Origin of the sequence: Chloracidobacterium sp. (genome assembly GCA_016711345.1) — a bacterium.
Classification (GTDB): domain Bacteria; phylum Acidobacteriota; class Blastocatellia; order Pyrinomonadales; family Pyrinomonadaceae; genus OLB17.
Window position 1 is genome coordinate 144,530 of the sequence record JADJTD010000001.1, and the last position, 12,047, is coordinate 156,576.

Consider the following 12,047-nt stretch of genomic DNA (forward strand, 5'->3'; position numbering starts at 1 on the left):
CTACGGTCTTGAAGTCAATGGATACAAAAAGCCTTGAAAGAGGCTGGGAAAGCGCAATCGGATCTGTACCAGACAAGTCAAAGTTTCAAGTTTCCTTTGAAAACATAGTAAGACTGATCAGCGGAAAGGAACGCGACAGTCTTAACCAATGGTTCGTAAAATTAATTGGAGCCGAAGACGGGGAATACTCCACTTTTCGAATCGCCGAATGCGTAGCGGTCGAACTCGACATTTTCGAGATGAACAAGGTCGCGTACGACGTTTCGAACCTTCGCGAATTGTCTTATAATCTACACAAACTGATGGAAAAAGATATAAGAATGCTCGTTCAAGAACGAGATTACGAAGGCATCAGGCGTCTGCTTTCGCAAGAGCCGAGTTTAGCGAATGCCGGTGTCTCGCTTGATCCGCCATGTTCGACGAAGGCTCATCCTTTGCATCGAATCTGTGATGCTGTCTTTGCAAAATTGATTACGGACGATGAAGCCGTCGAGGTCGCGAAAATACTTCTCGAACACGGAGCAAGGATCGACGGCGACTCGTCAACGGCAAATGCGGATACCCCGTTAATGGCGGCTGCCAGTCTTCATGCTGAGAATCTTGGCATTTTTTACATTCAAAACGGTGCTAGGGTCGATCTGTCTGATAAAAGAGACGGGGCGACTGCTTTGCATTGGGCTGCATATTGCGGACGAGACATGTTAGTTGACGAATTGATCCGTGCTGGAGTGGACGTTAACCAACTTGATAAGACCTACAAATGCACGCCGCTTGTTTGGGCACTACAACCTTTGATGAAAAATGAAAAGAATAATATTCATCACCAAAGAACGTGCGTAAAGCTTCTATTGGAAGCCGGAACCGACATCTCTACGCTCGATGAGAAAACGAAAACATTTCTGGATGATCTCGGTACGGAAGAACTGGAACCCCAAGATGTTGAATTCGAAGCCAAGAGTAAACTCCTGACTATAAATGAGCTTGTTGTTTATGTCCCGACCGAAGATTTTGACGTCTCAACGCGTTTCTACGCCGCTCTTGGCTTCGAACTATCAGAAGGATGGGGCGGAACGATGGATTGTCGTCTTGGCGGGGCAGTTTTTCGTTTGCAGAATTACTACGTCAAAGACTGGGCGGAAAATTTCATGATGAAATTCGATGTTGACGACGTTGATGCGTGGCACGAACACGCAAAGAAAGTAATCGACGAAGGCAATTACTCAAACGCTCGTTACGACGAACCCGAAACGATCGGCGATACAAAGATCTGCCACGTCTGGGATCCATGTGGAGTTTTGTTGATCTTTATTCAGTGAGTTATTTATGGAAGCGACAACAACACTTGAGCGATTCGTACCGTCTCTCCTCATCCGAGACATGGCCGAAACTCTGGCATTCTATCGAAGGCTCGGCTTTTCGGTAACAGGCTGTGACGGAGCGGAAACGACTTCGACGTGGGCCGAGGTTTCGCGTGGACAGATCACCTTTCAGTTTTATTCCGAACCGCCGCACGGAACACCCGTTAGTCCAATTTGCAGCGGTACCTTCTATATTTTCACAAACGGAGTAGACGCTCTCGCATTAGAATTTCGTGACAAGGTTGAATTCGCTTGGGGACCCGAAACGATGGACTATGGCATGAAAGAATTTGCGGTTCAAGACCCAAACGGCTATTTGATCGCTTTTTCAGAACCCGCGTGACGATAAAGTTCCTCTACGCGCTGTGCTGTTCGTTTAATTTCGCCAAGACAGCATGAGCCGGAAGGATTGCGAATCTCACATGCACAGAGCTTTTCTTTGATGAATTGAGTGACTTGAGCCGGAATAGTTGTTTCGCCTTTTAATACTATTTCCCGTCGGACATTTCCCTCGGTAAATCCGAAACAGTAGCAAAGTGGACGGTTATCGCCCTTTGTTTTCGTCGTAACCAACTCGCGAAGATCGTCTGTGTTGAACACATTTCCGTCCACAGAATAATAAACAACATCGCAGTCAGCCGATCCGCAAAATCTATACTCCGCATCGCCGACAAACAACAGCTTTTCGCTTATCACTTGGTGAACGACTGTTTGCTTGGCAACAATTCGCCCAGCCTCGCCGCAAATTTGACACGCCGTCAGCGGCAATTCGTTCGCCTTTACCGCACCAGTACTACAACAATCCATATCTATATTAATTCGTAGCCAGTGGCCAAAATTGCTTGTTTGATCTTCTCGACCGTCACTTGCGCCGAATCGTAAACAACCGTTACGTTGTGATTTTTGTAGTTTGCATCTGCCGAGATCACTCCTTTTAGCTTTCGAAGCGGAACTTCGATGTGCGTCTCACATGCATCGCACGTCATACCCCGAATTTGCAGTACAACAGTTTTCTTAGTTGCCGATTCTTCTGGAACGACAATCGGAGCAGATTCCACCTCTGGCGTGGTTGGGCTTGTAATGGCCGCTGCGATGTAACCCAAGTATGACGGCGAGAAAGCAAACGCGACGATAACGATAGCTCCGATCCAAAGAAATATCTTGCTGATACGGCTGACAGGTTTAGTCGCGCACGCCTCGCCCTCGGCACATTCCTCTCGTTGAAAATAGACTCGATAAAAGCCGTAAGCCAAGGCCGCGACTGCCACACCGATCATTGGATAGCGCACTGATTCAAAGATCGCCGCTGTGCCAAATGCACCGAATCCGAATACCACTGCGATCAACGGCAACACGCAACACAGGCTTGATACAAAGGCCGCAAACATTGCACCACCGACGAAAACATTAGATTTTTCCATACAAAAACACCTCGCTTACTTCCTCGATATTTCAATTGTCGTGAGAACCGGACACGATGCCGCTTTACCGTGTGCGGTCAATTCGTTTTCACATGCAACAAGATGTCGATTTAGAAAGCCCTTGAAGCTCTTCATCTGCCGCATTCTATCTTCGAGTTCGGTCAATTTAACTTGGATAAGGTCACGCACATTTTTACATTGATTCTCACCGCCGCCAGAAACAAAAAGCTGTTTTATTTCTTCAAGCGTAAATCCCATGTCCTGCGCTTGTTTGATAAACCTGATCCGTTCCGCAGTCTCGACAGAAAATACCCGATAACCGCTATTCGTCCGCGCCGCCGTCGGAAGCAATTTCAACTTCTCGTAATAACGAACAGTATCAACGCTGACATCTGCCAACGCCGCAATCTCTCCGATCTGTAACGCTCCATTCTCAACCACAAATCAATCTTACACCCTCGACCCAACACCAGTGTCAAGCGAGAAACTTCAAAGCCTACCGGAGGTTTTCGAACTTGCTCTATTATCGAAGCACTAATACTTCGGCTTCATTTCTTCTAGACGCCTATCCATGTCTCTGAAGAACCCAGTCACGACGGATGACACCATCCTGAGTCTGGCAGCTTCCATCGCTGCGGTCTGATTTATCGACGCAGCCTCAGTGCGGCCTTCAAAGTTTAATTGGTTTGATACTTTCTCCATGTCGGCCGAACTACGGATTCCTGAGAGTTGGATTCCGGCACCTTGCCTTGTGCTCGAAGAGGCGATCGAACTGCCGGTATTGAAAGCCTGCTTACTTTGTGAAGCCTGAGTTTCGAGAGCCTGATTGATCTCACCCTGATAGACATTACTTGCCTCTACTTTCGTATCCGCGACAATGCCGGTGTTGTTGTTTTGAAGTGCGATGTTAGTGCGAGTGGTAGAGTCCATCTGCTTGTTTACTTCTTGAATAGGATGCTTATTTCTCGACCAGTCGAAGAGTTCCTGCCCGGTGCGAATCGGAACGGAAGTTCCGGCGATCGAGGATCCGCCCGGCGTGAATTCGTAAGTCTTCATTCCAAACCGCTCAAGGTTGCCCTGACCGCGCAGTTCGACTTCCTTCATTCCATCGATGGTTCGAGCTTCTTTGGTTCCTTGAGCCTCGGCTAAGGTTCCTGCGATCTCTCGCTTAGTTGCCGCTGCACTACTGCTCAACCCGTAGTTCTTGCTCGCCTCGGCAAGTAATGTCTGCGTTACCTGATTTGCCCGGATCTGACCAAGACTGGTGGTAAGGCCGCCTTCGACTCCGGCAACGGACGAGACCAAACGAGCGTCCGTTGATTGGTTTGCGGCTTCCAGGGATTTTCTTGCGGCCGTCTGCTCCGCATTGTAAATGCCTTGAATCTGAGTGTTCTCGGCCTGTCGATTGATGGCGGCACCTGCTACTAGTCCATAGGTTTCTAGCGCGGTTCCGATACTCGAAAGCATCCAGCCCATTGAGATCTGTGATACGCCTTCGTAAACCTGGCCACGAAGAACCCGGTAGCTGAGCCACGGAACCAAAATGAAGCAGAGACTTGAAACAAAGAAAAGAGCTGTAACGATAAGAGCACTTGAAGCGGGATCATAGGCCCCATTAGTTATGATCTTCGCGGTTACCGGATCAAGAGAGAATGTTGCTTCGCCGTTGTAGATAGAAAGTGCAAGAACACCGAGGCCGTAGCAAACATAGAGCGTTACTTCTTTCACGATCGGAAATGCCAAAGCAAATGTCGCAACGCCCCAACAAAATGGATAGAAGATCTGCGCCGCAAATTTCTCGTCAAAGCCGAACGCAGCCATGACCGGTGCAGCCAGTTTAAGACCTATCAGGATAAATAGGCCGGCAATTGCTAAGAACAACCCGCCGAACTTGATGATGTTCTGCCCGATCACCATAAAGGTAAACATTCGGGGCATATCCCATCCGAGGATGTTGAGTTCACCTGTAATGTCTTTCACGGATGATTCCTTATCCATGATGATGCCGACAAGTCCCGGCTCACCGTTCGGAAGGCGTTCGGCAAGCAGTTCGTTGGGATCTTCAACGGCAAAGTTTGCTTTCACATACTTCTTCATCTTGTCGTCGAATTCTGTAACTAGTGAACGGTTGTAAGCCCGGATCGGTCGCGCAAAGAACTTGCCGGTAATCGTAATACCGTCGATGATGAACGGGCTCGCTCCGATCAACACCATGAAGATGATCGAACGGATTGCCCAGGCAACGAGTTGCTCGGGTCCAAGGCCTCGGTTGTCATGGAACCTGCGAATAAAAGCGAAGATCAAAACAAAACTCGCTATGATCCACGCTAGAAACATAAGGATCGGCATGAGCGGCTTAACGATTGCATTGAGTACCGATTGAAACAGCCATTCCTGCCCTGTCCGCATGAGATTCTTGATCTGTTCGCTGAAACTCGGAGCAGGCGGTTTAGGCGGAAGGACCGGACCGGGAGAAGGACTTGCGACCGGGTTTGCCGGATATCTAGTTTCAAACTGCCCAAGTATCGGCGCCGGACTTCCATCCAGCGGCGGCATAAACGGAGAATCCGAGTTGATCGTCATTATCAGGTCATTTGCCGTTACAGGTTGACCGTTCATCGTTCCTACTGGAGTCTGCCCTTCGACACGAGGAGGGCGCGGCCGGGTTTGCCCGGCCGCTTTCGAGGCGAGGAGTAATGGCGAGACGATGTAGGCAAGAATAAATAGAGCTGTCGCAAGAGCGTGCCGAAATGGATTCGCTTTTCTCATGGTTTTACTTGGTTCTTTGTCTTATCCGGTCAGGATTTCCTTAAGGAAGTGGGCTGTCGTAAACGTCGTCATTCCATACTTCGTATCGTTCGAGTTCGCGAAGAAACTCATCTGACGCTCGTGTGATCCCGGTCATCATTTCAGTGCTTCGTCGTATTTCTTTTCCGAACTCTGTCATCTGTTCTATCTTGAGACCGTAGGCAATAAATTTTGCCTGGATCTTCGCTTCAAGTTCGCGGAGCTGACCCTCGACGGTTGAAATGCGCAGATTGATCGCGAGCATTTGATCGATCAGCGATTGAACACCGTCTCGATTGGCGGCAGGATTCGCTTCGATCGCTCGCGTTTCATCAGCGATCTTTTCCCGTTCCTCGTAGAGCTTTGCAAGATCCAGAAGAATGTTTTCCCGATCAAAGAGCATCCGCTCTAGTTCGGAGTCGAGTTTCGCAAGTCGTTCGAGATTCTTCAGGTGAGCATCGGCACTCCGGCCGATCGAATGACGGAGAAAGTCGTCGAGGTCACGCTTGTTCGCATCCATGTCAAAGATGCCGTTCTTCAAACGTCGAGCAATGTTGACGACGGAGTGAATTTGGCTGGTGATGGTCGCCTCGATTCGTTTTTTAAGTTCGAAGGTCCCGCGTATGAGACGTCCGATAGTTGCGTAGGTGGTTATCAGCTGCTTGTGCCGCATAACTTGCTCTTCTACCTTGCCGAGAATACCGCGCAAATTCGTCACGCTTTCAACCATCTTTTCGTACTGTTTGACCGCTTGCTCATAGGTCTCGATGTAGTGGTTGATGGTCTCAAGCCACCGGGCCGCCTCTTCGACTCTCTTCTCAACCTGGAGAATGTACTGTGACGGATCGAATACAGTCCACTGTGCCCGGGCGGGGCGAACATCGATCCCGATGAAGATCGAAGAAAGAACTGCTCCCAGAATGATCTGTCTTAATGTTTCGTTACTTCCGATCATGCTGCTACCTCCAAAACGTTCAATTCATTCAGGTCAAAAGAAGATATTTCTGTGAGTCCAACGGCGGACAATCCGCTTGGATACTTGGAGGCCAGCCACGACACGACGATCTCGGGCGGCAGATCCGGCCGAATATTCTCGACAAGACGCCTCGCATTCGCTTCGTTCGTGTCATTCGTATTAGCCCAAAGCATTGCGGGGGATAGCCGTATTTCAGCCATTTGGACGATCTTGTCCGCGCCGCTGCCGACGACGAAAATCCACTGGGTGTATCTTCCGTATTGGTTTCTGATCGCACGGATGGCTGCAACTGTCTCAGGCGCAAGTTCGCAATCGGATGCCAGACGGTCAAAACCTCCGATCTGTTTGCCGATCATCTTCACGCCGGAGTTTTTTACAAGGTCTATTCCGATCTCGTTGGGCCGCTCTGTTGTTCCAGTAAAATGCTCATAGGCCTGCGAAAATAGGACGGTAACAAGACCTTCTTTACGTCCGGTTACTGATGCCTCAGCAATGAGTTCCTGAATCGCGGGGAAATGCTTGTTGATCTCGCGCATTTCGTCACAGAGAAATAAGATGGGCGTCTTCTGCCTCCGCTCGTCTTCTTCGCCGATCTCCTGCATTATCTGGGCGCTTATCCTGAAGCCGACGCTCTCGCGGATCTTTTCGTCGAGTCCGCTGATACCTGAGAGCTCGAATACGTCGAACAAAGACGGAACGTCGTAGTCAGGATGAGTTGGCGAGTTTAGCCAAGGGTCTTTGCGATGAACATTGAGTTTCAAGTAAAGCTCGCTCGCCTGGCCCTGCTGTGCAGGCTCCCAGTGATAGGTCTTAAGAACATCCAGAAAATGTCCAAGCGTTGGCTGGAATTTTGGTCTGCCGTCTCCGTTGCGGGCCAGCGACATCTTATAAACCTCATCGATAACGGTGGCGGCAATAGCACTCGTGATCGCATCTGTCCTTGCCGTTTTGCTAAGAATGAGAATGTCCGCGAGCACCATTGAAAGCTGGCGCTTCGTGGGTCGGTTTCCTTCCTCGATTCCCGGATAGTTCCAGATATTGATCGGTTTAGGCTCGGCCTCGTTGAACTCGATGTGACGGCCGCCAAAAAGTTTACAGATAGGCTTGAACGAATGCCTGTAGTCCATCACGCGGACCTTTACATTTCCACGATGCGCCCGGATATCTGTTATCAGCATCGAAGCTAGAAATGATTTGCCTTCGCCGGACGCTGCGGTGACGATGACCGTCGGAGATTTGATGAGTGCCCGATCGTAGAGATCCAGACCGAACATCTGGCCGTTCGGAGTTATAAAGATGCTGTGCGGCCGCCCGCTTCCACGCCAGCTAGTTTCGGTTGGGACAAATGAGATTACCGAGTCGGCCGTTTCCGTAAGTTCCTGACCTGTTGGCTTCCAGGAAAGTTCGCCGGCAAGCATTCGCGGATAGATCGCGCGTTGCCGCACTGCGTCTTCTCTAATTGCGTCCGCCCCGATCTTCTTGCGGATCGCTGAGACTACGGCATCACATCGGTCGTCAAGAATCTCAAGTTGCCGACGCGTTTCCTTGAGCCCTTTTGAGCGGCCCGCAAAGACAATAACGTTCAGTCTGAGATCGCAGATCTCTTCATTGTCCCCTTCGACCTGTTCGAGCAGGCCCTCAAGGTCTGACTTGATAACAACCGCGTCCTTTTTGAGATTACGGAACCCAAGCCAGGTGTTGCGGCTGCCGTCGATACGATCGATTCGCTTCTGCAGGTCTTTTTTTGCAGCCTGTTTTTCAGTTGTCATCAAATCAACGACGATCTCGTGCGGAAATCCTAGAGCTCTCGTAGCAGTCAGATAGCGCATGATATCTGCGGTCACAAAGCCATTTGGAAGGGTCTTGAGACTGACAAGACTCGCAGGAGTACCATTGTGACGGATGTACTGCTCGCGTTTTGTCTCAATTTCTGTACTGCAAAGATAGCGCCGCAGATCGACGCAATCTGAGCTTGCCAGGTTGGGGAAAGGACCGTGCTCCCGGCGATGGCTGATAAAGAGTGATTCAAATATCTCTGTTCGGTTCATCTCCCGAAGCTGCAAGCTGCGCGGAAAATTAGCTTCGAATGATTGAAATACTCGTGAAGCTTTTAGTTTGCAGGCGGCTTCATTTTGCACCTCTCTCTGCACCATCAATTCACTTTCGCGATTTCTTATGCTTTTGAGGGGAAAGCGGAATAGTCGTGCAAATCCGTGATCCCTTATGTCCTTTGAAAGAGAAGGCAAGAGCAAAGACATCATTCCCTTATCCCCTGGATCGCGTACCGGAACTCGTATCCAGACCGTTGCGGTTTGTCGCATAACTTCGCCGGATCTGATCGCTTCCTCGTGAAGGGCAAGATTGGTGGCCTGAAGCACACCGGCGACTGGATCGGATGATGCGGTGTCTCTGGATGAGAGGTGTGACCGAAGCACATCACCCGTGTCGAGCGAATTTAGGAACCGAAACTGAATGATCGTGTTCTTCGGCTTCTCGAATTTCAGTATCGTTTTTAGCTCGTCGATCCGTTGTTCAGTCACGTAACCGTCGATGTAAAGACTGTTCGACGGTTCGAAAATATAGGCCTTTCCATAGCTGCCATCTCGGTAACGGATAGTGTTCCCGTCTAGGCCCGCGATCTCGGTCGGAAGTATCCGACCTGCTTCTGCATTCTCGATGAGTTGAGTTCGTGACCCGCGGTCCAAGGGCGTACGGCTCGATAGCGATCTCACTGCCGGGATGAAACGAAATCCGGCTACCAATCCAAGACCGACGGAAAGAAGTCCTCCGAAAAGAGAGATTGCGATTTGCGCGAATGTTAGGTTTGCTGTGTCCATGCTTATTTCCTGTTCGATGTCTTCCAACTTGTCGGTTCGAGTTCGCCTCGGAGCGGCGGTCGATACTCAGTCCATCGGTCTATCTCGGCGTCAAACTTCTGAGAAAGCCAGTAGGAAGGCTTACTCAAACGCAGATAGTTAAAGATTCCCAAAAGAATCAGAAAAACTAGCAGTCCCATGGGGAATCCCAGCGGAACGTAGCCCACCCAAAGCCCGAAAACAAAAGGAACGATGTAGGCGATCGCAGTGGGGATCAGGATAAACTTCCAGTCGGTAGAGTAGACCCCGAACCGCTTCAGACCACGGAAAACATTAGGTCGTGTTGCACGTCTTCTCATATGGCTTCCTCCTAGAAGTTCGTATCAACTCCGACCGCACGTCCTTGTGCAAGCTGCCAGAACACCGCGACGATCGTTCCGAACGCAAACGACAGGAGCGAACCGAACGCCTGGTTGCCCCATTCCTTTCCGGTCATCTTGTTATAGATCGACCAAGCCACGCCGACCGCTCCTAGACAGAAGAGAATGATCGCCATGAGCTTAAGGGCTTCACGAATGATGTTGGAGAGGTTACTTGCATCTCCGGTGAAGATCGGGCCTTGTGCAGAAGTCAGTTGCGTGAAAAGCAACATTAATCCGAGCGGCGCCAGTGCAGGTACATGGCTTTTGATAAGTGTCAGTAGTTTTTTCATAGTCGTCCTCGCTTTATAAGTTTTCGTTGACGAACCCGGAAAAAGGGTCCAGATGCGTCAATACTTTCACTCGCTCTGCAAGGTTCGTGCCGTTCGATGATCGGCATCGGCGGCCCATCGGCTGCACATCGGTGGCACATCGGTTGCGAAGGGCGGGTGATATGAAAAAACGAATCACACACCCGATCACATTGTTCTTGCTACTTTTTGCTGGTTTCCCTTTAGCTGCTACAGCGCAGGAAAAACAACTGGTTTCTCGAACTTCACTCGGAAGAATGGATGTACTTTCACGTGCCAGATTGTTCGAGGCGACGATAGAAAAGGTCGCAAAAAGCGAAGGCGTCGACCCGCTCATCCTATGGACTATTGCCTATAACGAAACGCGGTTCCGGCCATGGCTGACCAGTCCAAAAAACGCTCAGGGACTGATGCAGTTCATGCCCGCGACTGCTGCCCGGTTTGGGCTCACGAACCCGTACGAGCCGACCTCATCGCTATATGCGGCGGCGAAGTATGTGAAGTATTTGGGACGCCTATTTGATTGGAAACTTGAGTCTGTTTTAGCCGCCTATAACGCCGGCGAAGGCACCGTCTCTGCGTATCTTTATGGACGAAATCTAAAGTCGAACGGACGAATAATCAATGCCTCGCAACGGAGGACGGTCAACGGTGTCCCGCCGTACAAGGAAACTCTGGGCTATGTTTCGCAAGGCGTGCAGGTGTATCGCTGGCTTAAGCAGCAAGGCAGATTCGGCACGGCTCCGATTCCATTTGCCGCCGAGAAATATCCCAGGAGTGAAAGGGAGATCAAGGCAACGGAGGTTCAGGAAAGCAAAGCAATTTTGGTTTTTTACGATCCGCGAACCGGTAGACGGAGCCTGATCTCTCGGAAAACTTCAGACGAGGCTCAACTCAGTTTCGGCCCCGTTATTGTCGGACAAAACATTCCAACAAATTCAGCGCGGCGAGCCCGCTCAACTTTCGCCGGAGAAATTGTTTTATCGACTCACGAACGATAGTCGGCGAATTTTCGAGTCAACTACGGACGACTTTCGCACCGTTCGGCAAATTTTTCTGCCGATGTGGAGTTAGAAGCCGACTATTGACCCGAGAGTGGCTATTTCGCGTCTGGCACTGCGTTTGCCATTAGCCCTTTCGAGACCGAAATCTTATGAAAGCAAATGAAACAAAAATCGAACCGCCTGATACAGGGAACATGGTGAACGGGTCACCAACTTACCTTACTCGCGACCCGGATGACATCGTTACGATCGCATCGCTATTGAAGATCCTCGGCGTGTTGCTGTTTGCCCTCGTTCTGAGCGGCTGCGTAAACATGTTCCTGATCTTTAGAAAGGCAGACCGGATTGTGGTCGATAAATCGAGCGGACGAGTTGTCGAACTAAACAACCGTGATTATGGTTCAACCGAAACCGTCAGCATCATGCCGGACGTTCCTACATCAACTGACAAGAAGTATCTGGTCAAGGAATTTCTAACCGCTCTTTACGAAGTCGAACAAACGACGCGCGAGGCGCAAGTAAACAAACTGCTCCGAATGCTCGACCCTGATCTTTCGATGGCGATGGCCAATCGACTAAAGCAGAACGGCGTTCTCGCTGCCGAGAAGACTGAAAGCGTGAATTCGTCATGGGAACTACAGGACTTGTCCGTAGATGAAAGCGACCCATACATTCTGCGAGCGATCGGCACGCGCAAGATAAGGCGCAAAGCCGCAGGCCAGGATGTCGAAGAGTCCGTTCAGCTCAAATGTAAATTTCTGCTGAAGGACAGCCCTACAACTCCGATCCGAAACGACAATAACCTGAGAACCGGCTTCACCATTCTTCGGTTTCGCGTCGAACCCGTAAACGGCAAGACCATCTCGCCTTTATCGCTCATCGGCGATGCGGAGGAAACATCATCAGCAATTCAACCCGGCAGTGAAACAACTGGCGGTAAGTAGCAAGGAACATC

General features: G+C 50.1%; 12 protein-coding genes. 4 read left to right on the top strand and 8 right to left on the bottom strand.

Annotation, left to right across the window (positions count from 1 at the left end; genetic code table 11):
* The first annotated feature begins 17 nt into the window (after positions 1–17).
* Together IPL32_00690 and IPL32_00695 are read left to right on the top strand one after the other, a co-directional pair.
* Positions 18–1,316 carry an ankyrin repeat domain-containing protein gene (locus tag IPL32_00690; GenBank protein MBK8464323.1) on the top strand — a complete coding sequence of 433 codons (1,299 nt, stop codon included), beginning with the start codon at positions 18–20 and terminating at the stop codon, positions 1,314–1,316.
* 7 nt (positions 1,317–1,323) lie between these two features.
* Positions 1,324–1,701 carry a VOC family protein gene (locus tag IPL32_00695; protein ID MBK8464324.1) on the top strand — a complete coding sequence of 126 codons (378 nt, stop codon included), beginning with the start codon at positions 1,324–1,326 and terminating at the stop codon, positions 1,699–1,701.
* Here IPL32_00695 and IPL32_00700 read toward each other — a convergent pair.
* From IPL32_00700 to IPL32_00735, 8 genes are all read right to left on the bottom strand, one after another.
* Positions 1,671–2,165 carry a hypothetical protein gene (locus tag IPL32_00700; GenBank protein MBK8464325.1) on the bottom strand — a complete coding sequence of 165 codons (495 nt, stop codon included), beginning with the start codon at positions 2,163–2,165 and terminating at the stop codon, positions 1,671–1,673. The genes IPL32_00695 and IPL32_00700 overlap by 31 nt on opposite strands.
* 2 nt (positions 2,166–2,167) lie before the next feature.
* Positions 2,168–2,779, bottom strand: coding sequence for a cation transporter (locus tag IPL32_00705; protein MBK8464326.1), 612 nt, complete (start codon positions 2,777–2,779; stop codon positions 2,168–2,170).
* Between the two features lie 15 nt (positions 2,780–2,794).
* Positions 2,795–3,220 (bottom strand): heavy metal-responsive transcriptional regulator, encoded by a 426-nt coding sequence (locus IPL32_00710; protein MBK8464327.1) that lies wholly within the window; start codon positions 3,218–3,220, stop codon positions 2,795–2,797.
* Between the two features lie 93 nt (positions 3,221–3,313).
* On the bottom strand, positions 3,314–5,548 hold the full coding sequence (locus IPL32_00715; GenBank protein MBK8464328.1) for a hypothetical protein: 2,235 nt from the start codon (positions 5,546–5,548) through the stop codon (positions 3,314–3,316).
* A 40-nt stretch (positions 5,549–5,588) separates the two neighbouring features.
* On the bottom strand, positions 5,589–6,521 hold the full coding sequence (locus IPL32_00720) for a hypothetical protein (protein MBK8464329.1): 933 nt from the start codon (positions 6,519–6,521) through the stop codon (positions 5,589–5,591).
* Positions 6,518–9,379 (bottom strand): hypothetical protein, encoded by a 2,862-nt coding sequence (locus IPL32_00725; protein ID MBK8464330.1) that lies wholly within the window; start codon positions 9,377–9,379, stop codon positions 6,518–6,520. The genes IPL32_00720 and IPL32_00725 overlap by 4 nt, the downstream gene beginning before the upstream one ends.
* Positions 9,380–9,381: 2 nt before the next feature.
* Positions 9,382–9,717, bottom strand: a complete 336-nt coding sequence (locus IPL32_00730) for a hypothetical protein (protein MBK8464331.1) — start codon at positions 9,715–9,717, stop codon at positions 9,382–9,384.
* 11 nt (positions 9,718–9,728) lie between these two features.
* On the bottom strand, positions 9,729–10,070 hold the full coding sequence (locus IPL32_00735) for a hypothetical protein (protein MBK8464332.1): 342 nt from the start codon (positions 10,068–10,070) through the stop codon (positions 9,729–9,731).
* Positions 10,071–10,231: 161 nt separating this feature from the next.
* Here IPL32_00735 and IPL32_00740 point away from each other — a divergent pair, with 161 nt between their 5' ends.
* Together IPL32_00740 and IPL32_00745 are read left to right on the top strand one after the other, a co-directional pair.
* Positions 10,232–11,089, top strand: a complete 858-nt coding sequence (locus IPL32_00740) for a transglycosylase SLT domain-containing protein (GenBank protein MBK8464333.1) — start codon at positions 10,232–10,234, stop codon at positions 11,087–11,089.
* Between the two features lie 152 nt (positions 11,090–11,241).
* On the top strand, positions 11,242–12,036 hold the full coding sequence (locus tag IPL32_00745; GenBank protein ID MBK8464334.1) for a hypothetical protein: 795 nt from the start codon (positions 11,242–11,244) through the stop codon (positions 12,034–12,036).
* The last annotated feature ends 11 nt before the right edge of the window (positions 12,037–12,047 follow it).

Bases quoted from the DNA above. Each gene is read 5' to 3' on its own strand.
- IPL32_00690 (MBK8464323.1), top strand. From the start codon at position 18: ATGGATACAAAAAGCCTTGAAAGAGGCTGGGAAAGCGCAATCGGATCT.
- IPL32_00695 (MBK8464324.1), top strand. From the start codon at position 1,324: ATGGAAGCGACAACAACACTTGAGCGATTCGTACCGTCTCTCCTCATC.
- IPL32_00700 (MBK8464325.1), bottom strand. From the start codon at position 2,165: ATGGATTGTTGTAGTACTGGTGCGGTAAAGGCGAACGAATTGCCGCTG.
- IPL32_00705 (MBK8464326.1), bottom strand. From the start codon at position 2,779: ATGGAAAAATCTAATGTTTTCGTCGGTGGTGCAATGTTTGCGGCCTTT.
- IPL32_00715 (MBK8464328.1), bottom strand. From the start codon at position 5,548: ATGAGAAAAGCGAATCCATTTCGGCACGCTCTTGCGACAGCTCTATTT.
- IPL32_00720 (MBK8464329.1), bottom strand. From the start codon at position 6,521: ATGATCGGAAGTAACGAAACATTAAGACAGATCATTCTGGGAGCAGTT.
- IPL32_00725 (MBK8464330.1), bottom strand. From the start codon at position 9,379: ATGGACACAGCAAACCTAACATTCGCGCAAATCGCAATCTCTCTTTTC.
- IPL32_00730 (MBK8464331.1), bottom strand. From the start codon at position 9,717: ATGAGAAGACGTGCAACACGACCTAATGTTTTCCGTGGTCTGAAGCGG.
- IPL32_00735 (MBK8464332.1), bottom strand. From the start codon at position 10,070: ATGAAAAAACTACTGACACTTATCAAAAGCCATGTACCTGCACTGGCG.
- IPL32_00740 (MBK8464333.1), top strand. From the start codon at position 10,232: ATGAAAAAACGAATCACACACCCGATCACATTGTTCTTGCTACTTTTT.
- IPL32_00745 (MBK8464334.1), top strand. From the start codon at position 11,242: ATGAAAGCAAATGAAACAAAAATCGAACCGCCTGATACAGGGAACATG.